The organism is Marinomonas profundi (assembly GCF_020694005.1).
GTDB classification, from domain to species: domain Bacteria; phylum Pseudomonadota; class Gammaproteobacteria; order Pseudomonadales; family Marinomonadaceae; genus Marinomonas; species Marinomonas profundi.
On record NZ_CP073013.1, the window covers coordinates 144,565 to 165,926 of the forward strand.

Genomic DNA, 21,362 nt, shown 5'->3' on the forward strand with positions numbered 1-21,362 from the left:
GGCCGGTTTTTTTTATGGGTTTTAGTCGCTTTCACTTATTGTCAAAAAACACTCTATTGACCGTTTTGCGACAATTATAGTGCTAAGAAATTTATCGTTCTGAAAAACTATCGTCCTAAAAAACTATCGTCCTAAAAAACTATCGTCCTAAAAAACTACAGCTCTGAAAAACTATCGCCCTAAAAAACTACAGCTCTGAGAATTCTTTTTCCCAGCGTTTCGCTTCTTTCTTAGAAGGCCCACCCAATACATTTACGGCCGTACGCATACGGGCACGAGAAATATCAGAACCTAAAATTGCCATAGAATCGAACACAGACACCGACGCTGTGGTACCTGAAATCGCCACAAACAAAGGCGCAAAAAAGTCTTTTGGCTTAATTTCCATGGCTTGCGCCAATGTTTTCAGTTCATTAAAAATATTGTCTTTTTCCCATTTATTCAACGCTTCAAGACGCCATAAAGCGAACTGCATCGCTTTACGAAGGGTTTCTTCTTCCATTTTAATAGAAGAAAAGTCTTCTTTGCTGATGGGCAGCATGCCTTTCAAGAAAAAGCCCGCGACATCCGCCACATCCGAAAAGGTTTCAACACGAGGCATCACCAGAGGCAAGATTTTCATTAAATACTCAGGGTTAAGCGCCCATTCAACGTACTTTTGCGCAAAGGCTTCAGGCGTTAAATTTTCACGAATCCACATACCATTTAGCCAACTAAGCTTTTCGACATCAAAAACCGGTCCGCCTAGAGAAACGCGCTGAATATCAAAGTGCTCAACCATGTCATCTAATGAGAATTTTTCACGCTCATCTGGCATAGACCAGCCCATACGACCAAGGTAGTTGATTACCGCTTCGGCCATATAGCCCATACGCTGGTAGTACAAGATACTGGTTGGGTTTTTACGTTTCGATAACTTAGACTTATCTGGATTACGCAACAAAGGCATATGACACAAAGTTGGCATATCCCAACCAAAATATTGGTACAACAAAATATGCTTGGGTGCCGAGTTAATCCATTCTTCGCCACGAATAACATGGGTGATTTTCATCAAATGGTCATCAACCACGTTAGCAAGATGATACGTCGGCATGCCATCGGCTTTTAGCAAAACTTGCATGTCCACTTGAGCCCAATCAATCTCAATGGTGCCACGCAGCATATCCTGTACGACACATATACCTTCTTCGGGGATTTTCATGCGAATAACATAAGGCACGCCAGCCTCTAATTTCGCCTGCACTTCTTCTGGCGTCAGAGCCAACGCACGGCCATCGTATTTTTGCGGCAAACCTTGCTCTTTTTGTTCAATACGCATTTGGTCCAACTCTTCCGTTGTCTCAAATGCATAAAATGCGTGACCTTTATCAATCAGCTCTTGCGCGTATTGCCCATAAATATCACCCCGCTCGCTTTGACGGTAAGGACCATACTCTCCGCCGACATCTGGGCCTTCAGCCCAATCCAGCCCTAGCCAACGCAATGCATCCAAAATCATTTTTTCAGACTCTGGGGTGCTACGGGTTTGGTCTGTATCTTCAATTCGTAGAATAAATTTGCCACCCATTTTGCGAGCAAACGCCATATTAAATAACGCAATATAGGCTGTACCAACATGCGGGTCGCCGGTTGGCGATGGTGCAATACGTGTTCTTACCTCTGTCATAAAAATCTCATCTGTTTGTTGCCTGAAATGCCGCTATTATAAGCCTCTCGCTACTTATGAGTAAGAGGCTCGACTTATCTTTTCTGTCTAGAAAGTGGATTCACTCAACTTTTGGCGCGTTATAACGCAGCTGCGAAAGACGCACGCCAATCTCCACATCCGTTTTTAGGGCAACTAACGCTCGCGATTGCAGACATTGCTCGTAGCCACCCGCCAACAAGGACTGAATGCGTTCCGAAAAAGCAGATAGATTAGCGTAAATGTCTTCTATCGTAGAAAACTGATTCATAATGGCCAGCGCTGTTTTAGGGCCAATCCCCTTTACACCCGGAATGCGGTTGGTGGTATCGCCAACTAGGGCCCAATAATCAATCAATTGATGTGGTTCGACGCCATATTTTCCAGGCACCCAGATTTTGTCATAACCTAATTTGGCAAAATAATCATATTGAAGAATACAATCATCGCTTAGCAGTTGGGTGAATCCTTTATCGGTCGAAACAATATACGACTTAATATTATGACTCGCGGCCTTCACCGCCAATGTGGCAATAAGATCATCAGCCTCCCAACCATCAAGCCTTAAACAAGGCAGATGATTAAAACGAAATACTCGAGCAAAATCAGGCAAAGACAGCAGCAAGCCATCATCCATTGGCACCCGACCGAGCTTATATTCTGGGTACAATTCATGACGCCATGTTTTGCCACTAGAATCAAAAACAACAACAGCATAAGAAGGCTGAAACTGCTGGGTTAACTTTGCTAACGCTTCGACGGCAATACTTTGCGTGCGCTCAATCCGCCGAACCAAGTCTTGCTCAGACTCCAACGCGGCATAGAGGCGGCGAATTAAATTTAAACCGTCAACAATGAGTAATTTTTTATCCACTCCAAACCCTTATTTTTGCTACATTTAGGTTACTGTCGAATGACATTATTAGGGTAACATGTACAAAGCTCATCACGATAATTCATCATGATACACACAAGCAAGAAGGACGCTGCCATGAAAAAACAATCTACTTACCTTTCCCTTGGTCTTCTTTTAAGTGCCATAACCCCAGCTCTAAATGCAGCACCTCCTACAGCCCTTGCTTCCAGCATTCATGCAGTTATTGGGCTCGATAGCAGCCAGGTGGTCGAGGATAGTCAGCAACTAAGCCTCACCCCAACCCCCAGCACACTGTTTCCATTACAAGAAAACTTTGCCCCTATTACTCACTTAGAAAACCATTTCGACAAAAACTGGTTCGACGAAATCGGCCGTAAAGTGACAGTAGAGCATAAGCACAGAAAGCTAAACTACACTGGCCTCTTGACTAAAATCGAGCCAAATAATCGCTCTTTTTTGCTCATGATCAACGACCGGCCAACCACCTTGCCGTTGGATGATTTTTACCTTATCCCGCTCGAAAAAGCAGACATCAACAAAACACTCAAACCCGCCTATCAAGTCACCTATCAGACCGATCAGCTAGCATGGACACCGCAATTGAGTTTAATCTTCGAAAATGATCAGGTTTCCGTGTCCCAGCAAGCGCTATTACACAACCACTCAAGCTCGACCATTAAGATACAAGACAGCCTTCTTCACTATGCAAGAAACGCGACACCCCGACTTTTTAAAGCAGAACGCAGCACACTCGCCATGAGCGCAGATCAATCATCGATAGACTATCAAGACAATGAAATTAGTTACCCAATCGGTCATGACACGCTGACCATTGCGCCCTATTCCAATACGCTGATACCACTGCCAAGCAGCGCCAGCAAAATCAGCAAACTAACGCACACCGCACAAGTTTATACGCAAAGCAACCATGCTGGAGAAGCAGACCTTAATTTTTACGCCAACCTACGTTTTGTCTTACAAGATGACGGCCTTCCTGGAACCTACAAAACGTTCTGGAAAAGAGAAAACTTACTTATCCCAGGCAATACAGCGCAATTAAATACGGTCAGGAAAGACCACACAGTCAACATTACTACGAATAAAAGCCAAGATATTACTGGCTATCTCACCCTAGTCAGCGTGTCATCGCAAAAACTACCCAGCACGCAAGTATGGCGCGCGACCATTGAGAACCATGCAGACAAAGCTCAAAATTACGCGATAACACAAAACACCAATGGCATTATAGAGGTGCTCGAAGGCAACGGTGTGACCAAAACCAACGCCAACAGTCTGCTTATTGAGGGCAAAATAGAAGCCCATTCAAAGCAAACCATCACCTATAAAGTGGCATTAAAGAACTGAAAAATACGACCAAAGCAAAAAATAGAATCAAAAAACGCCGCTCTTGCATTAAGTTTCCACATTGGGGCGCTATTTGAAGTTTTTCGCTATGATATGGTCAAAATTCATAATAGATATAGCAAGAATGCCACTGCCACAAGCCAAAAACTTGAGGTAGTATTATAACTATATTTCATACTACGAGCCCACAGAGATCTATGAAAAAGCATATTATACCATCACTCATCGCTGCAGCCGTCCTAAGTAGTACGACTGCTCATGCTGAAAGCATTTACGAAGTTTACAAACTTGCCAAACAACATGACCCAGGTTTAAGAGCCGCTGCGGCCACTTATCGAGCCGAAAAAGAAGGTGTCACCGTTACTAAAGGCAACCTATACCCGAATATCAGTTTCAGTGGTAACTTGGGCTACACAAATACAGATGCAGATTCAGGAAGCAGTGACAATGACACGAATTCTCTAGCCCTATTATTGGATTATCCGATCTACTCTCCAGTGCTTAGCTATGGAGTAGATGCGGTAGAGCTCAGCTATGAAAGTGCTGGCATTAGTTTCAACAACGCGGAAGAAGACCTTGCACTGTCCACCCTGACAGAATATTTTGACCTATTAACGGCTCAATCTACCCTACAAACCACAGAAGCTTTGGTCAGAAGTACGGCCAGTCAACTGGATCGAGCCAAAAAACAGTACGAAGTCGGCTTAGCCTCCATTACCGACTTACAAGATGCGCAAGCCGAATATGACTCAGTTCGCGTTACTGAGCTTAGCGCACGTTCAAAAGTCTCCTATGCACAAAAAGCGCTGTATCAAAGAACCGGACAAGAAATAGACAATATTCCACAATTGTCAAAAGACTACCCGATTCGTCTTGACGCCAGCATGACAGTGGATTCTTTGATCGCAAAAGCACACCGTGACAATAAAGAACTACGTATACTAAATTTAAAAGTTGCCAGTGCCGAAAACAACATTAACATTCAAAAAGCCAGCGGACGTACACCGGTCGTAAAGATCACGGGGGAATTATCAAGGAAAGACAGTGACACTAGTCCAGCAAATCCAAACCTAGATGGCGTTACAAATACCGCCAAAATTGGACTTGGCGTTAGCATTCCGCTTTATAGCGGTGGCGCCATCAGCGCGTCGGTTCGTCAAGCAACCGCACAAGCCGAATCCACCACTGAGCAAAGAGCCAGCTCACTGCAAACTATCGAGCTTAACATTCGTAGCCTGTATTTAGAGCTACAAACTGCAGTTGCTCAAATTGAAGCACAACGCCAACTGATCCGCTCTCGTACCAGCGCCCTAGAAGCAACGAAAGCCGGATACGATGTCGGCACCCGTAACCTAGTTGAATTACTCGACGCACAGTCAAACCTGTACAACGCGCAAAATACCTATGAGCAATACCGCTACGATTTTGTAATGAAAAAACTCAACCTACTGGAAGCCACTGGCGACTTAACGGAAGACAAAATCCAAGAACTGGATAAGTGGTTAGTGGCAAAAAATTGATTTTTAAATCAATTTAAGCCTATAAAAAAACCGTAAAATGCTGTTTTACGGTTTTTTTGTTTCTGGCCTAATAACGCCAATAAGCTTATCGAGCAATCAGTTTTTCGCGTTTGGTGAATCGAGCTAAGACTTTATACAAACCATACGCATCACGGCTACCCGCCAGTTCACGAATGGAATGCATACCGAATGTCGGCAAACCAATGTCTATCGTCGGCACCCCAATTTCGCCAGAAGTAATCGGCCCAATCGTGCTACCACATGCCATATCACTGCGTACCACAAAACATTGCACCGCATAGTTTTCTTCTGCCGCGATATCACGATAAATACTCGCGGTTTCACTGTTGGTGGCATAACGCTGATTGGCATTCACCTTAATCACCGCGCCTTTATTAATGGCGGGGGCATGATTTTTATCGTGCTTATGCGCATAGTTCGGATGCAAACCATGGGCGTTGTCAGCCGACACCAGCATAGAGCGCTGAATTGCTTGTACGTATTGCTCTGGATTTGGCATTAAACGGCGCAAGACATCGTCTAAAAATGGGCCATTGGCGCCACTGGTAGACAAACTACCGACTTCTTCGTGATCAGTGCAAATCAATACACTTGGGCGCTGTGAATCTGAGCTTAATAATGCCTGCAAGCCCACATAACAACTCAACAAATTATCCAACCGCGCGGAGCAAATATATTCCTTATGCAAACCCACTAGCGCCGCTGGTTGCGTATCGTACAAACTCAATTCAAAATCAAGAATCGTCTCGATATGCAAATCCGCATGTTGCTTTTTAAGCTGAGTTTTTAGCAGCTCATGCAAATCAAATGCATTTTCAGCACCGCATAGAATGGGCAAAATTTCTTCTTGTGGATTAACCGAAAAGCCCTCATTGGCTTGACGGTTCAAATGAATCGCCAAATTAGGCACCACCGCGATCGGATCTTTAAAATCCACCAAACGACTCACAATGTCGCCATTTTGTGTTTTCAAGGTAATACGCCCCGCAATCGACAAATCACGGTCTAGCCATGTATGCAATAAAACACCGCCATACACCTCAACCCCCAACTGATGATAACCAAAGCGATCCACCTGTGCATTTGGCTTGAGCTTCAAACAAGGGCTGTCCGTATGCGCTCCAATCATCCGCCAGCCACGTTGACTAAAGTTGAGCTGCGGTGTGGTAAAAGCAATCAATGATGATTGATTACGTGTCACAAAATACTTACCACCCTCTTCGATTACCCAGCTATCATCTTCCAAAAGCTCAATAAAACCATCTTGCAGCAAAGCGTGGCGCATACTGGTCGTTGCATGAAATGGGGTGGGAGAAGCCTGAAGAAATGACAATAAACCGTCATTGAAGTTTGAATATTCCATAATGTCCTATAGCACAATGCTTTAAAAAAGTGACTTTTTTACACTTTGGCTAGCCTTACAGCCCAGTGTCTAATATGATTTTACCCATGACGTATTAAACAGACAGAGAGAACTTACACCGGATGAACTATAAACACTTTTTACTTTGCCTTTTAACCGGCTACGCTTTTGCTGTAACCCCTGTGTCTGCCTACCAGGAATTGCAACCTCCTCATGAATACGACAAAGTCTCAAAAGAACTCGTAGAAATGCTTGAAGGCATCCATTATAACAGACCTCAGATTGATGATGCTATTTCAGCCAAAGCATTTGACTACTACATTGACGCCTTAGATCCGAGCAAAAGCTTCTTTTTACAGAGCGACATCGACATGTTATCCAAGCACCGCCATAGCTTTGACGATGCCCTCAGAAACGGCGACACACAAGTAGCCTATACCATTTACAACCTCTATTTAGAGCGCCTAGAGCACAGACTCATCAAGCTTCAAAAAAACCTGCCAGAGATGGTAAAAAGCTTTGACTATGAGATTGACGAGACCTTTAACGCCGACCCAGAAAACCAGCAATGGGCAACAACGACAGCAGAACTGGATGATAACTGGCGCAAACGCATTAAAAACCGCGCCCTGACACTCAAATTAAATGGTGAAGACGAAGAGAAAACCATTTCAATCATCGAACGTCGATACAAAAACCAGCTAAAACAAGTGGATCAAACCAACGCTATTGATGTCTTTCAAACATTCGCCAACTCAATCACCGCCGCACTAGACCCTCATAGCAACTACTTTGCACCAAGAGCATCGGAAACATTCAACATCAACATGAGCTTGTCTTTAGAAGGCATTGGTGCTGTTTTGCAAATGGACGATGACTATACCAAAGTGGTCAGATTAGTCCCTGGAGGCCCTGCGGCAACACAAAGCGACCTAGCCCCTAACGACCGAATTATTGCCGTAGGACAAGAAGGCCAGCCGATGATTGACGTCGTGGGTATGCGCCTCGACGATGTAGTGGACATGATTCGTGGCGAAAGAGACACCAAGGTAATATTAGAAATCACCCCTAGCAAAGGCGACACGCAAACCAGCAAAAAAATCAGTATCGTGCGTAAAAAAGTCAAACTCGAAGACCAATCGGCCAAAAAAGAAATTGTCGACATTGAGCGTGACGGTGAAAAATACAAAGTGGGCGTTATTAGCCTACCGACTTTTTACTCTGATTTTGCCGCTATTCAAGCAGGCGATAAAAATTACAAAAGTTCAACCAGAGACACCAAACAACTCATTGACGAACTGCGTGAAGAAGATATTTCCGCACTTATCCTCGACCTAAGAAACAACGGCGGTGGTTCTTTACAAGAAGCCAATGCACTGACTGGACTGTTTCTTCCATCCGGCCCAACCGTACAAATACGAGACCAAAGTGGACGCGTGACACCGCTAGGCGATACTGACACCGCCATCGCCTACAGTGGCCCTATGGCCGTTTTAGTCAACCGCATGAGCGCATCCGCGTCCGAAATCGTCGCAGGCGCACTGCAAGATTACGGACGCGCGCTGATTCTAGGTGACCAAACCTTTGGCAAAGGCACAGTTCAAGTACTGCAAGAACTGGACAAAGGGCAACTCAAAGTCACACAGGCGAAGTTTTATCGTGTCTCTGGCGAAAGTACTCAGCACAAAGGCGTCATGCCAGACATTGCCTTTCCATCCCTGATTGACAAAGACACCATAGGCGAAAGCGCCCTAGACAACCCATTACCTTGGGATAAAATCCATGAAACGCGCTACCCAGTGTATTGGAACATACCCGCTTACTTGCCCGTTTTAGAACCACGCCATGAAGCCAGAATGGCGAAAGATCCCAACTTTGTAGCGATCAATGGACAGATAAACGAATTCAAAGAACTGGCCGAAAGCTACAAAGCGCTTTCATTAAAAGAAAGCACTCGTATACAACAACGAGAAGACAGCAAAAAAAGAGAACTAGAAAGAGAGAATACTCGTCGCCAAGCACTCGGCTTAGAAACGCTCGCCTCGGTTGAAGATATAGAACCGATTGAAGAAGACACCTATGCAAAAGAAGCCTCAGAAATACTGCTAGACTTCATTGCAACCAACCAAATGGCACAACAGCAAACCGACAAGCAAACCGCACAAAAGTAGCCCAACAAACCAGCAACAAAGCGTTTTTGCGACGCCTTGCTGCTGGTTTTTTAACTAAAAGCCACCTTTTAACAACGACACGAATTAAATAAATCATGGCAAAAGCGTCATCCGATCGGAATACAATCGACCTATTTGGCAAATCTCCTGGTAGACCTCGCACCCAACCACTCACCAGAAAAGACCAGCTTAAACTAAACAAACGCGCCCAACGCGAAAAGGCAAAAGCCCAAGGCTTGAAGCGTTTGGAACTCATTGTAGAGCAAGACATTATTGATAAGTTAGATCAACTCTGTGAACTCAATGATGTAAAACGTGCCGAATGGCTAACCTTGCAAATTAACAAAAGCCTAGCCAGAGCAAAAACCATAAAGCCCAAAAAATAAGGCTATAGAGGCTAGTGATTTGCTATACTACCCAGCCAAATTCACTAGCAAGCTATTAAACCGACCCGATATGGCCAAACTGTACTTTTACTACTCGGCAATGAACGCCGGAAAATCCACCGTTCTATTGCAGTCCGCTCATAATTACCAAGAGCGAGGTATGCGAGTGCTACTCCTGACAGCGTCAATAGACGATAGGTTCGAAAGTGGACAAATCGCCTCTCGAATCGGCATATCGGCACAAGCCAGCTTATTTGACAATGACACAGGCATCATGGCATTGGTGACAGCCGAAAATCATCAGCAAACACTAAGCTGCATTCTCATTGATGAAGCGCAATTTTTGACCAAAGAGCAAGTTTATGACCTATCAGAGGTTGTTGATAAGCTGAATATTCCAGTCTTAGCGTTCGGTATTCGTACTGATTTTCAAGGGGAATTATTTGCCGGTAGCCAAGCCTTGTTAGCTTGGTCAGATACGCTCATAGAGTTAAAAACCGTGTGTCATTGTGGCAGCAAAGCCACCATGGTCATTCGACTCAACGAACAAGGAATTCCCGTTAAAGAAGGCGCACAAGTAGAAATAGGCGGCAATGACCGTTACTTGTCCGTCTGCCGAAAACACTTTAAAGAAGCCGTGAGAGACTAATTATGTGGTTCAAAAACGCCCAGATATTTCAATTAAAAGACACCGAATCACTCGATACCAATGAATTGATCGACAAAATCCCCGAGTTTCCACTAAAAGAATGTGGTTCTCAGGAAGAGTTCTCTTTCGGCTGGTTGCCTCTTATCCGCAACAGCGAGCAATGGAGTTTAGCCAGCGACCGCTGTTTGCTATTTCGTGCCGGTAAAGAAGAAAAAGTGTTACCCTCAGCCGTAGTCCGCGAAGAACTGGAAGCCAAAGTCGCTGAAATCGAACTGATTGAAGGGCGCAAAGTCGGCCGCAAAGAAAAATCTGACATGAAAGACGAACTGGTGTTCACCCTGCGCCCAAAAGCCTTTTCAAAACGCACTGACATTTGGGCGTATATTGATTTACAAGCCAAAATACTGGTTCTCAACAGCACTAACGCCAGCATGACAGAACAACTGTTTAAACACTTGCAAACCACGCTTGGCAGCTTCCCGATGACACCCTTACAAGCGCAAGTTTCACCCTCTTCCTTGATGACAGATTGGCTGGTCAAAAATGAAGTACCCGCCAGCTTAGAAACCGGCGACGAATGTGAAATCCAAGACGCTTCTGAAGACAAAGCCACCATCCGCTTTAAGTCCCTAGAACCTTTATCAGAAGACGTAACACGCCACTTACAACAAGGCATGGCGGTTAAAAACCTTGGCCTACGTTGGGCCGACAAACTCAGCTTCGTGTTGCATGACGACCTGACACTGCGCAAAATCAAATTTGATGACGCCCTCAAAGAAGCCGCTTTCAATGATTCTCAGGGCGGTGGTTTGTCAGACATGGACGCTAATTTCTCTCTCATGTCACTTACCATGCGAGAGTTCTTTGCTTCCTATTGCTTATGGTTTGAAATCAACTAAGTACCGTCTTTCCTTAGCTTGCCAAGCTTTTCCACAGATATCGTGGATAAGCTTGGGGAGAACATCGGGTAAGCTAGGCGGCATGGCGTTCTTGCAGAATATACCTAAAACGCACAAAATTGAACCACTATAATCCACCCTAATTAACAAAGAAAAAGCCAGATATATCTCACATTAATACCAACTTAAATTAAAGCTATTGCTAGAAACTTAAGTTCTGTTAAGTCACATCAATTATGTGCACTAGCAGTCAATTTAAAAACCGACAACAGGTCAAAAACCACATGACAAAACAACTGCAAGAACAAGACATTGCCGTAAGAGTCACCCTAGTCGGTGCGGTTTGGGATGCCATACTGGGCTTAGCCAAAATAGTCGCTGGGTATTTTTCTCAGTCACAAGCTTTAATTGCCGATGGTATTCACTCTCTATCCGACCTAGTGACTGACGTATTTGTGTATTTTGCTTCTGCTAATTCTCGCCAAGGGCCCGATGAAAATCACCCCTATGGTCATCTGCGTTTTGAAACACTCACCACGGTATTTCTCGGTATGGTGCTGATCATTGTCGCCCTAGGCATTGCCTATGACACCATTACCGCGCCCGCCTCGCAAGCACAGCTGACTTGGTATGGCCTTGCCGCACTCATTGCCACTATTGTCATCAAAGAAGCCATTTTCCATTACACCAAAAAAGCGGGCGATCAAATTGGCAGCAAGATGCTGATTGCCAATGCATGGCACAGCCGTAGTGATGCGCTGTCATCGATTGCCGTATTGATTGGTTTGATTGGCGTTTATTTTGGTTATGGCTGGGCAGATAGGGTGGCGTCTATTGTTGTCGCCCTATTGATTGGCAAAATGGCCGTGATTATGGTGTGGGAAAATCTAGCGGAACTTGTCGACACCGCGCCCGATCCAAAGCTTATTGCCCAAATCAAAGCGACCGCCAACAGCTTAAAACACGTTATGGCGCCCCATGACGTGCGAGCAAGATCCATGGCAGGCAAAATCTATTTAGACATGCACATTCATGTGCCCAGCCATGCCAGCGTCAGCGAAGGCCACTATCTTGGCGATTTGGTCGCCTACACCATCAAACAGGCGCACCCACAAGTCGAAGACGTCATGGTGCACATAGACACCGACGACAAAATCCAAACCGACAGTTTTCTTAATCACACGGGAAAGCCACCGCACCTCAAACTGCCCGCACGCCACCAAATCATGGCGGACTTAGGCTTTTTACTGCGCCAACATACCGCGTATGTAGACATCGCCAACGCTCGCTTGCACTATCTAGACAACCACCTTGACGTAGAAATCATCGCCCATTTCGACAAAGCCCCCGAAGGCGCCGACCTGCAACAACTGACCGCCAGAATTCTTCAGGAACTACAAACAACAAGCTATATCAACAAAGCCACCGTGCTTTGGGTCTTTCCTGAGTAATAGAGAAACGCAATCAGCAAAGGCTTTTGTAGGCCTGATGAGGGAGGTACGACCGTAATCAGGCATTAAACACTTCAATTTCAACTAATCACTCGACTCGTCTGTAAGAACATCATCGTTCAGATACTCCACTGGCAAGGCCTTGCTGGTTTTAGCACCCATCAATTTAAGCTTTTCTGCTCTGGCCACCAAATTACCACGTCCCGCCGTGAGCTTTTTCAAGGCCGCATCGTGGGTTCGGCTCACCGCGTCTAACTTGCTGCCAATATCGTCCATATCCTGCACAAAGCTCGAAAACTTGTCGTACATGGCCCCGGCTTGGCGCGCGATTTCGATAGCATTTTGACTCTGTTTTTCATTGCGCCAAATATTTTGAATGGTCCGCAAAGTCGCCAATAAATTAGACGGTCCGACGATAATAATATTGTGTTCAAAGGCTTCACTAAACAAACCATTGTCGCCTTGTAAGGCCAAGCCGAACGCCGCTTCGATGGGAATAAACAACAACACAAAATCCAACGAAGTGACGCCGGGTAAATCATGATAAGACTTGGCGCTTAACTCTTTCATATGACGGCGTACCGCCTCTAAATGCTGTTTTAGCGCCCGATTTCTGTCTTCATCGGTTTCGGCTTCCATGTAAGCCAAATAACTGATCAACACCATTTTCGAATCAACGATAATCTGCTTACCTTCAGGCAAATGAATCACCACATCTGGCTGTAAACGTCGGCCTTCCGCCGTTTGGTAAGAGGCTTGCGTCTCATATTCACGGCCTTTTTCTAAGCCAGAGCGCTCTAGGATTCGCTCCAGAATCACCTCGCCCCAACCGCCTTGCAGCTTGTTTTGGCCTTTTAAAGCATGGGTCAAACTCACCGCATCATCGCTGATTTTTTGATTCAGTAACTGCAAACCCTTGATCTCTTTCACCAAGGAAAAACGCTCACGGGCTTCTTCTTGATAACTTTTTTCCACACTTTCCTGAAACTTCTGAATTTGCGAGCCAAGCGGGGTTAACAAAGACCCTAGCTGACGCTCGTTTTCTTTTGCCAACTGCTGACCTTGCTGACTCATGATTTCATGGGCCATTTGTTTAAATTCAGTGGCGTTTTGCTTTTTTTGCTCCCGATAAAAGGCTTCCTTTTCTTGCCAAACACTTTGCGCAGCGGCAAATTGTTGCTCTAGCGTCAGGGACTCTTTTTCCAAATAATGAATCTGATCTTTCGATTGCTGCAAAAGACGCAGTAATTCTGCATTTTGTTGCTGCATTTTCTCTTCGGTAAGCTGCCACTGACGGCGCATAGCCTGTACAATAACGCCAGCAATGCCAGAGAGAAGAATCGCGCCGATACAAAAGCCCGATAACACCCAAACTGATTGCGAAAGCCAATCTGTCATATGAATTTAAACTCGCTATTTTAAATGTCTGTTTTTAACAAAGTGAGGCATTTGCATGACGTCACGAGCAAAGGCAAGACGAGGCAAAAATAGACGAAAACGCGGAGTTTATAGGTTATAAATGAGCATTTTGAGTCTGTTTTTAACACTGTATTGGCGCGCGCAGCAGTCATGCTAAGGTCTCGATAAGTTTACATGGATTACTACCTAAGCCCAACACACACGCAACGCTTTGATCTAACAATAAAAAACAGTCAGTTTATTACAACCGTTTGTCGTACCAAGGGTCGTGATGCGGCAAAAGCCTTTATTGAAGAAATGCGCCAGCGTTACCCCGATGCCAACCATCATTGTTGGGCATTTATTGCGGGTATGCCAAATAATGCTCATTTATGGGATCAAAGTGACGATGGCGAACCCAAAGGCACCGCGGGAAAGCCCATGCTAAATGTATTACAGCATTCGGACTTTGGTGAAACCACGGTGGTAGTAACGCGCTTTTTTGGTGGTGTAAAACTCGGTGCAGGCGGCTTAGTCAGAGCTTATAGCCAAGCCGTTCAAGAAGCGCTTGCGCAAACAGAATATGAAAATGTGTACCCACGTTGCCCCGTTCAGCTAAAAATCGCCTACCCTTTACTGGGTAAGGTTGAATATTGGCTAGAACAGAGCGACATAGAAATAACCAATAAAACCTACAGCGACAGCATAGTGATTGACCTTGCTGTCATTGAACGTACTTGGCCTGAGCATAAAGTCACATTGACCGATTTATGCCAAGGCAGTTTAACTTTAATTGAACCGGACAACGCATAACTATGTACCAAACTGGACAAAGATGGAGTAGCCGCAACGAGCCTGATCTCGGCGTAGGCATGATAATAGACACCCAAAACAAATCTTTTACCTTGCACTTCCCTGATGCGGAAGCGGATCGTCAATACTCAAATGACCAGACCAGTCTTGTTCGACGCACCTTAACCGTCGGCGATCAACTGCATTTCCAAGATGAAACCTTCACGGTATTGGAAGTAGAAGAAATTAACGACCTGATCGAATACCGCATCAGCGACGACGATGATTGGCTAGAAGAGTCCATCATTCAATTCCCGCGCAACGACAAGAACGAGCTGGATTCGTTATTGGCGCTGTCGCCTGCGCGCCGCATGTGGTTCGACCTACGTCGCCATACCCTTGAACACCAAGCGGCCAATGCGGCTTCGCCAGTACGCGGTTTAATGGGCTTAAAAGCCGAATTGCTACCACACCAAATTTATCTGGCTCACGACATTGCCAATCGCCCTAAAGCGCGCGCGCTATTGTGTGACGAAGTCGGTATGGGGAAAACCCTAGAAGCCGGTTTGATCTTGCATCAGCGTCTCTTAAATGGCCTTTGCAAACGCGTGCTTATTTTGACACCCACCAACCTGCAACATCAGTGGTTGGTTGAAATGTTACGCCGCTTCCACCAGCCCTTCTCACTGATTAATGAATCCGTGTACGAAGACTTCATGGAAGGCGACGACAACCCGTTCGAACAACAACCCTTCGTTATTTCACCAATCGATTGGGCCAGCCAACACCCGAAAGCCACTCAACACATGTTGGATGCCGAATGGGACATGGTGATTGTCGACGAAGCCCATCACCTTGCGTGGCACCCAGAAACTCCCAGCATTGGCTATCAAGTAGTGGCACGTTTAGCGGCGAAAACCGAGAGTCTGTTGTTGCTCAGTGCCACTCCAGAACAAACTGGCGAGCGTGAACATTTTTCTCGTTTACAACTATTAGATGCCGATCATTACCACGACTTCGAGCATTACCAAGCCCAGCAGCATGCTTTCAAACAAGCCGCAGAACTGGCCGGGGCTTTACTACCATTCAGCCAAGAAAACAGCTCAGCAGAAGCGCTTGATTGGAATGCGGCCTTTGGCACTTACCTAAAAGAAGTCAGCGCCAAAGAATGGTTCCAAACACTCACCACCAAAACCGGCGCGGAGCAAACCGAAGCCGCAAAAGAAGCCATCAGCTGGTTAATCGACCGCCACGGCACAGGCCGCGAAATGTTCCGCAACACCCGTGCAGCAGTGGGCGGTTTCCCAGATCGGTATTTGCATTCTTACCCGCTGGACAACAATGAATTCTTCGAATCAGCCAGTCATCACGTACAGCCCGAAACCGAAGTCGCTGACGGTTTGTGGGAAAAAGACCCGCGCTGGCTTTGGCTAAAAGAATTCCTCGAATGCCAAGCAGACAAGGTACTGGTGATTTGTCATACCGCCGACATGGCACAATGGCTAAACGACCAACTAACCTTCGCAGGTTTCCAAAGCGCGGATTTCCATGAACAAATGCCACTTATCCACCGTGACCGAGCGGCAGCCTACTTCGCCGACGATGACGGCGCGCAAATTCTAGTGTGTTCTGAAATCGGCAGTGAAGGCCGTAACTTCCAGTTTAGCCATCACATCGTCATGTACGATCTACCAGAACACCCAGATTTACTCGAACAGCGTATTGGTCGTCTGGATCGTCTAGGCCAGCTCAATGACGTGCAAATTCATGTACCTTACATCAAGCAAAGCGTGCAAGAACGCCTGTTCAACTGGTATCACCACGCCCTAAACGCCTTTTGCCGTACCACAGGTTCTGGCGACAAAGTGGAAGAAGCCTTTGGTGACAGCTTACATGCCTACTTGCATGGTCAAGACGACGACACAGACCTGCTAAAAGAAGCCAATATCTACCATGAAGCACTGCTAAAACAAATGGAAGAAGGCCGCAACCGCTTGCTAGAAATGAGTTCGTGCCGCCCAGAACAAGCCCGTGCGCTAATCGACCAGATTAACCATCAAGCAACAAAAGGCTTACACCACTACATTGAGCAAGTCACCCATGCGTTTAACATTTACGCAGACTGCATTAATGACGACCCAGATCGTGCCGCTTGGTTCTTACGCCCTTCTACCGACATGATGCTCGAAGCCCTGCCAGGCATCGAAGAAGAAGGCAAAATGCTCATGCTTGATCGCCGTCAAGCCAGCCAGCGTGAAGACGTGGCCTTCGCTACATGGGAACACCCATTAATCACCATGCTTATGGACGAAGTACAAGGCTTTGACTCCGGCAGACTGACCTCGGCTATCTTGCCTATTGCAGCGCTACCAGAAGGCACCGTCTTGGTGGAAAGCATGTTCGTCATCGAAGCCACCGCTCACCCACGCTTGAAATTGGCGCAATCCCTACCAATGACCCCCATGTGGCAGTTGTCCGACTCCAACGGTAAATTCCTTCACCAGCAATTTACCGCCGACAAATGGGCCGAAAAACTCAAAGGCGTACCAAACCGAGTGGCGGAACAATGGGTGGCAGCTTTACGCAAAAACCTTATTGAAGTGCTGCAAGCCCACCAGCTAAACGCCCAAGACCAAGCTCGCCCGATTGTGCAAGCGGCGAAAACCGCTTACCAGCACCGCTGCCAAAATGAAATCGAACGATTGATTGAATTGAAAGCTTTCAACGACACCATTCGTGACCAAGACATAGAGCGTCTAGAAACCAACATGCAAGAAGGTTTGACTCGCATCGACGAGCACCAAATCCGCTTGGATGCGATTCGTATTATTCTAACGACTAAGCCGGAATAATATCCTGTGCAGGATACCGTGCCGAGTGTAGAGCTATCTCGCTTAGAGATATTGTACGAAGACGAATGGTTTGCCGTCATCAACAAACCTGCTAACTGCTTATCTGTGCCCGGACGTGGCGCAGATAAGCTCGATTCTATCTTGCATCGAGCAGAATGTTTATTTGGCCAAGCCTTTGCCATTCACCGCTTGGATGAAGCCACCTCCGGCTTAATCCTCGTGGCGAAAACCCACGAATGTCAAAAACGCATGTACGCCCACTTTCGTGAACGCGAAGTGCAAAAAGAATACCGCGCCTTACTGCGCGGTCATCTTTTGGGTGAAACAGGCGAAGTACGCAAACCACTGCGCTGCGACTGGCCCAACCGACCCAGACAAATCATCTGCACCGACGAATGGAGCAAAGACTCCATCACCTACTGGGAAAAAATCGGCTATGAAAACAACACCACCCGTGTTCGACTCGTGCCCTTTACCGGCCGTTCCCACCAACTGCGCGTCCACATGCAAAGCCTAGGACACTCCATCATTGGCGACGAATTCTACGACCCAGAATACACCCCAAACGACCCTCGCCTGCTACTCCACGCCTATCGGCTAGAGTTTCGGCATCCGTTTACCCAAGCTTGGGTGGCCTTTGCCGCCGCTTGTCCTTTTTAACAGCAAAACCTTCTTTATCCCCTCCCTTTATGTCTTCCAAGGGGAGGGCTAGGGAGGGGTTATTTCTTTGGGTTTTAAAGTGTATTTTCTTCCTCTCAATGACCCTAAGTTGCAGCTTTATTCCGCCCTGCTGAGCGGGCTACTTTTTGCAAACGCCCAAAGCTGCAGTTTAAAGGAAAGCAAAAATCGTAGGCCTACATGAGGGAGGCACGACCGTAATCAGGCGCTGAAAGCGGAGCTTTCACCTGTAGGTCGCGGCTTCAGCCCGACGCGGAATTCACGTTCCACACCAACACATTGCATTCCCAACCTTTATTCCGCCCTGCTGAGCGGGTAACTTTTTGCAAGCGCCCAAAGCTGTAGTTTAAAGGAAAGCAAAAAATCCTCTCGTTCCCACGCTCCGCGTGGAAATGTATACGGTCGTGCCTCCCTCATACAGGCCTACCTGCCAGTCCCTTCTATCACAAACACGCTTTCCAAACCTGATTCGCGGCTTGGTGCAGTAAACTATGCCGCCATGCGACTTTGTCTTCTTGTCTGTCGTAGCCACCGCCGATAACGCAAGCGGTGGGCAATTTGCGTGCGACGCAGGTTTCGATGACATATTTATCCCGCTCTAAAATGCCTTGGTCGGTGAGGTTAACATAGCCGAGTCGATCGTCTTGGTGCACGTCGACGCCAGCATCGTAGAAGATGAAGTCAGGTTGGTGTTGGTCGAGTATCGCGGGTAAAGTGCTTTTTAGGATGGACAGGTACTCTTGGTCGTTGGCGCCTTTGGGAATGACGATGTTGATGCCGGCGGTTTGTTTGATTTGTGGGTAGTTTTCTTCACAATGCCACGAAACGGGGATGATGTCGGTTCGATCTTTGAAGAAGGCGATGGTGCCGTCGCCTTGGTGGACGTCGCAATCGATGATAAGAATTTTCTTGGCTTTACCTGTGTTAATTAACGCTATAGCGGCAACCGCCAAATCGTTGAAAATGCAAAATCCAGAGCCATGAGTCGGATGCGCGTGGTGTGTGCCACCCGCAAGATGGCACGCCAAACCATGTTGCAGTGCCAGTTCGCTGGTGAGTATGGTGCCGGATACGGCGCGTAAGGTTCGTTCGACCAGCCATTCTGACCATGGCAAGCCGATGTCTTTTTTTTCCTGCAGGCTAAGCTCGCCACGAATAAAACGCTGGACGTATTCTTTGTGATGAGCCGCCATCAGTACAGTAAGAGATAACGGTGCTGGTGGGTATTCGTTCTCGTCTGTCAGAATCCCCTGCTCTCGTAAGGTTTTTGCGAGTAAGCCAAATTTTGCCATGGGGAAACGATGGCCTGCTGGAAAAGGAATACTGTAATGAGGGTGAAAAACAAGTGGTAACAAGGCGACCTTCATAAAAAATAACGTAGCTAAATCGAAAGTGTCATGCTAACAAGGGTCCGCTGCGCCGCGCTACTTTCTTTTGTTATTGATGACTTTCTTTTGTTATTTACTATTGCTATTTGTTTTTGCTATTGGCTCTTGGCAACCAGCACTTTACGGATCGCTGCGTTGAAAGATTCGATAAGATGTGGCGGAAAGCCTTTTCCACTTTCGAAGTTCAGTATTTTTACCGCTCGCATGGCGCTTTTGTTGTATTCGCTGCCGAATTTACCCCAAACAGCATCAATAAACATCACGGCCATGGATAAAATAAACGCCCCTTGTGGAATCAAGGAACCCACCAAGCCTTGCGGAAACCCCGTACCATCAAAACGTTCTTTGTGGGCTTGAACCATGGCAACCGCGGCTTCCCAGCCCTTATGTTTCGCCAACAATTTGGCGCCGACCATGGGGTGGTTTTGCTCAGCCTGTCGTTTAGACTCATCGTCCTTGCTGTTTAGAATAAGGGCCATACCCATATTATGCATGTAGGCCGCTGCGCTAAGTTGGGCCGGATTAACCGGGGCTTTACATTCGACATTGATCAACTGACAGAGCTTGAGAATGCGCTCGCTACGTTCTGATGAATACCCCAGCAGACGGTTAAGTTTCTGGCTAAATCCAATGAAGAGTGCAATGTCATTTTTTTGTTCCGCGGTGAAATCTACTTTCACTATCACCGACGTTGCGACGGGCTCTGCCTTTATTTTTTGGGTTATTTGATGGCTTTTTTGCAGTAACGCCGTGGCCATCGCTGGCCGTTTACTATCATCTTCTTCGGCATAGATTTGATCTAAACCACGCTGCAATTCATCACGCAAAAGACTTTCAGCCACATGAGATTGATAAATTTGCAGTAATAAACCATGCACTTTTTCAACCACGACAATAATCAGCTCACCCAAATAAGGGTGATATTGGATGTACCCACCACGCATGCCATCCACTATTTCTTCTAGCTTGTGGAGTATGCCCACCAATGGGTCGAGAAAACAAACAGAGCAGTTTCCCTTCATGCTGTGCAACGAGCGAAACAGTTTATCGAGTTGATCAAATGAAAAGCCTTCACTCTCGATGCGGTTAATAATTTCTTCCATTTCTTGCTGTGCTTCCACATAGCATTCTAGCAAGTCATCCTTGAGCTCTTTCTCCAACGCTGAAAACGCTTTACAGGCAAAGTGGCTCATTTTTTTATTCCAGCATAAAGCGCTTGGCGCTTTAAAAGCATTAAGACTAATCGTCGTGTTCATAGCATCCAGCTTTTATTGTAGATAGAATCTGGAAAAGCGTGAACATATAGAATGTTTCATTGTGTAGTATGCTTAATGGAAAAGAGAGATAACCATGCCCCATTACTGGCTAATGAAGTCTGAACCCGATGCCTTTTCTATCGACGATCTAAAACGCCTAAATGAGTCACCTTGGGATGGCGTTAGGAATTACCAAGCACGAAATTTTATGAAAACCATGAATGAAGGCGATTTGGTGTTTTTTTATCACTCCAGCTGCGCTCCTGCTGGTATTGTAGGCGTCGCCAAGGTCTGCCGAGAAGCGTATCCAGACCACACCAGCTGGGACAAAAATAGCGCCTACTATGATGCGAAATCTACTCCCGAAAACCCTCGCTGGTTTATGGTTGATGTGGCGTTTGTTGAAAAATGGTCGTCTATCCTGACCCTGGCCGAATTAAAGCAAAGCCCTGCATTGGACGACATGCTATTAACAAAGAAAGGCAGTCGTCTTTCGGTGATGCCGATTACACAAGATGAGTGGGAGTACATCACCACAATACTAAAAAAGTAAATCTCGTTTTAGCGTTTGGCTATGTGTACATAAGGAGCGAGTGAAGACGACTATTA

The 21,362-nt window shown here is 46.3% G+C and carries 17 protein-coding genes; 11 read left to right on the top strand and 6 right to left on the bottom strand.

All coding sequences use genetic code 11. The features are described from left to right. Window positions 1–187 precede the first annotated feature (187 nt). Both gltX and xni read right to left on the bottom strand, forming a co-directional pair. On the bottom strand, window positions 188–1,669 hold the full coding sequence (gltX, locus tag J8N69_RS00675; RefSeq protein ID WP_168822053.1) for a glutamate--tRNA ligase: 1,482 nt from the start codon (window positions 1,667–1,669) through the stop codon (window positions 188–190). 100 nt (window positions 1,670–1,769) lie between these two features. After that, on the bottom strand, window positions 1,770–2,561 hold the full coding sequence (xni, locus tag J8N69_RS00680) for a flap endonuclease Xni (RefSeq protein WP_168822052.1): 792 nt from the start codon (window positions 2,559–2,561) through the stop codon (window positions 1,770–1,772). 117 nt (window positions 2,562–2,678) lie between these two features. Between xni and J8N69_RS00685 the strand changes: the two genes are divergently transcribed. Both J8N69_RS00685 and J8N69_RS00690 read left to right on the top strand, forming a co-directional pair. Next, window positions 2,679–3,929, top strand: coding sequence for a hypothetical protein (locus J8N69_RS00685; protein ID WP_168822051.1), 1,251 nt, complete (start codon window positions 2,679–2,681; stop codon window positions 3,927–3,929). Window positions 3,930–4,126: 197 nt separating this feature from the next. Continuing rightward, window positions 4,127–5,449, top strand: a complete 1,323-nt coding sequence (locus J8N69_RS00690) for a TolC family outer membrane protein (RefSeq protein ID WP_168822050.1) — start codon at window positions 4,127–4,129, stop codon at window positions 5,447–5,449. A gap of 85 nt (window positions 5,450–5,534) precedes the next feature. Here the strand turns inward: J8N69_RS00690 and J8N69_RS00695 are convergent, their stop codons facing one another. Beyond that, window positions 5,535–6,833 carry a M18 family aminopeptidase gene (locus tag J8N69_RS00695; protein ID WP_168822049.1) on the bottom strand — a complete coding sequence of 433 codons (1,299 nt, stop codon included), beginning with the start codon at window positions 6,831–6,833 and terminating at the stop codon, window positions 5,535–5,537. Between the two features lie 122 nt (window positions 6,834–6,955). Between J8N69_RS00695 and J8N69_RS00700 the strand changes: the two genes are divergently transcribed. From J8N69_RS00700 to J8N69_RS00720, 5 genes are all read left to right on the top strand, one after another. Beyond that, window positions 6,956–9,004, top strand: a complete 2,049-nt coding sequence (locus J8N69_RS00700; RefSeq protein WP_168822048.1) for a carboxy terminal-processing peptidase — start codon at window positions 6,956–6,958, stop codon at window positions 9,002–9,004. A 95-nt stretch (window positions 9,005–9,099) separates the two neighbouring features. Next, window positions 9,100–9,390, top strand: coding sequence for a LexA regulated protein (gene ybfE / locus J8N69_RS00705; RefSeq protein WP_168822047.1), 291 nt, complete (start codon window positions 9,100–9,102; stop codon window positions 9,388–9,390). Window positions 9,391–9,460: 70 nt separating this feature from the next. After that, window positions 9,461–10,039, top strand: coding sequence for a thymidine kinase (locus J8N69_RS00710; RefSeq protein WP_168822413.1), 579 nt, complete (start codon window positions 9,461–9,463; stop codon window positions 10,037–10,039). Between the two features lie 2 nt (window positions 10,040–10,041). Then, on the top strand, window positions 10,042–10,938 hold the full coding sequence (locus J8N69_RS00715) for a recombination-associated protein RdgC (protein ID WP_168822046.1): 897 nt from the start codon (window positions 10,042–10,044) through the stop codon (window positions 10,936–10,938). Window positions 10,939–11,222: 284 nt separating this feature from the next. Next, entirely contained in the window at window positions 11,223–12,389 is a 1,167-nt protein-coding gene (locus J8N69_RS00720) for a cation diffusion facilitator family transporter (RefSeq protein WP_168822045.1), read from the top strand. A gap of 84 nt (window positions 12,390–12,473) precedes the next feature. Here the strand turns inward: J8N69_RS00720 and J8N69_RS00725 are convergent, their stop codons facing one another. Next, window positions 12,474–13,787, bottom strand: a complete 1,314-nt coding sequence (locus J8N69_RS00725) for a DNA recombination protein RmuC (protein WP_168822044.1) — start codon at window positions 13,785–13,787, stop codon at window positions 12,474–12,476. Window positions 13,788–13,982: 195 nt separating this feature from the next. Between J8N69_RS00725 and J8N69_RS00730 the strand changes: the two genes are divergently transcribed. Genes J8N69_RS00730 through J8N69_RS00740 form a run of 3 tightly spaced genes read left to right on the top strand, consistent with a single transcriptional unit; the run spans window position 13,983 to window position 18,091 of the window. Then, complete coding sequence (locus J8N69_RS00730) at window positions 13,983–14,600, top strand: YigZ family protein (protein WP_168822043.1); 618 nt, start codon at window positions 13,983–13,985, stop codon at window positions 14,598–14,600. A 2-nt stretch (window positions 14,601–14,602) separates the two neighbouring features. Further along, window positions 14,603–17,431: an RNA polymerase-associated protein RapA gene (gene rapA, locus J8N69_RS00735; protein ID WP_168822042.1), complete on the top strand. Its 2,829-nt coding sequence runs from the start codon at window positions 14,603–14,605 to the stop codon at window positions 17,429–17,431. A 6-nt stretch (window positions 17,432–17,437) separates the two neighbouring features. Further along, window positions 17,438–18,091, top strand: a complete 654-nt coding sequence (locus tag J8N69_RS00740) for an RluA family pseudouridine synthase (RefSeq protein ID WP_227803929.1) — start codon at window positions 17,438–17,440, stop codon at window positions 18,089–18,091. A gap of 461 nt (window positions 18,092–18,552) precedes the next feature. Here J8N69_RS00740 and J8N69_RS00745 read toward each other — a convergent pair whose 3' ends face one another. Next, complete coding sequence (locus J8N69_RS00745) at window positions 18,553–19,464, bottom strand: histone deacetylase family protein (RefSeq protein WP_227803930.1); 912 nt, start codon at window positions 19,462–19,464, stop codon at window positions 18,553–18,555. A gap of 128 nt (window positions 19,465–19,592) precedes the next feature. Continuing rightward, window positions 19,593–20,753 carry an HD domain-containing phosphohydrolase gene (locus J8N69_RS00750; protein WP_227803931.1) on the bottom strand — a complete coding sequence of 387 codons (1,161 nt, stop codon included), beginning with the start codon at window positions 20,751–20,753 and terminating at the stop codon, window positions 19,593–19,595. Between the two features lie 94 nt (window positions 20,754–20,847). Between J8N69_RS00750 and J8N69_RS00755 the strand changes: the two genes are divergently transcribed. Beyond that, window positions 20,848–21,306 (top strand): EVE domain-containing protein, encoded by a 459-nt coding sequence (locus tag J8N69_RS00755; RefSeq protein WP_168822040.1) that lies wholly within the window; start codon window positions 20,848–20,850, stop codon window positions 21,304–21,306. Window positions 21,307–21,362 lie beyond the last annotated feature (56 nt).

Bases quoted from the DNA above. Each gene is read 5' to 3' on its own strand.
- gltX (WP_168822053.1), bottom strand. From the start codon at position 1,669: ATGACAGAGGTAAGAACACGTATTGCACCATCGCCAACCGGCGACCCG.
- J8N69_RS00685 (WP_168822051.1), top strand. From the start codon at position 2,679: ATGAAAAAACAATCTACTTACCTTTCCCTTGGTCTTCTTTTAAGTGCC.
- J8N69_RS00690 (WP_168822050.1), top strand. From the start codon at position 4,127: ATGAAAAAGCATATTATACCATCACTCATCGCTGCAGCCGTCCTAAGT.
- J8N69_RS00695 (WP_168822049.1), bottom strand. From the start codon at position 6,833: ATGGAATATTCAAACTTCAATGACGGTTTATTGTCATTTCTTCAGGCT.
- J8N69_RS00700 (WP_168822048.1), top strand. From the start codon at position 6,956: ATGAACTATAAACACTTTTTACTTTGCCTTTTAACCGGCTACGCTTTT.
- ybfE (WP_168822047.1), top strand. From the start codon at position 9,100: ATGGCAAAAGCGTCATCCGATCGGAATACAATCGACCTATTTGGCAAA.
- J8N69_RS00710 (WP_168822413.1), top strand. From the start codon at position 9,461: ATGGCCAAACTGTACTTTTACTACTCGGCAATGAACGCCGGAAAATCC.
- J8N69_RS00715 (WP_168822046.1), top strand. From the start codon at position 10,042: ATGTGGTTCAAAAACGCCCAGATATTTCAATTAAAAGACACCGAATCA.
- J8N69_RS00720 (WP_168822045.1), top strand. From the start codon at position 11,223: ATGACAAAACAACTGCAAGAACAAGACATTGCCGTAAGAGTCACCCTA.
- J8N69_RS00725 (WP_168822044.1), bottom strand. From the start codon at position 13,787: ATGACAGATTGGCTTTCGCAATCAGTTTGGGTGTTATCGGGCTTTTGT.
- J8N69_RS00730 (WP_168822043.1), top strand. From the start codon at position 13,983: ATGGATTACTACCTAAGCCCAACACACACGCAACGCTTTGATCTAACA.
- rapA (WP_168822042.1), top strand. From the start codon at position 14,603: ATGTACCAAACTGGACAAAGATGGAGTAGCCGCAACGAGCCTGATCTC.
- J8N69_RS00750 (WP_227803931.1), bottom strand. From the start codon at position 20,753: ATGAACACGACGATTAGTCTTAATGCTTTTAAAGCGCCAAGCGCTTTA.
- J8N69_RS00755 (WP_168822040.1), top strand. From the start codon at position 20,848: ATGCCCCATTACTGGCTAATGAAGTCTGAACCCGATGCCTTTTCTATC.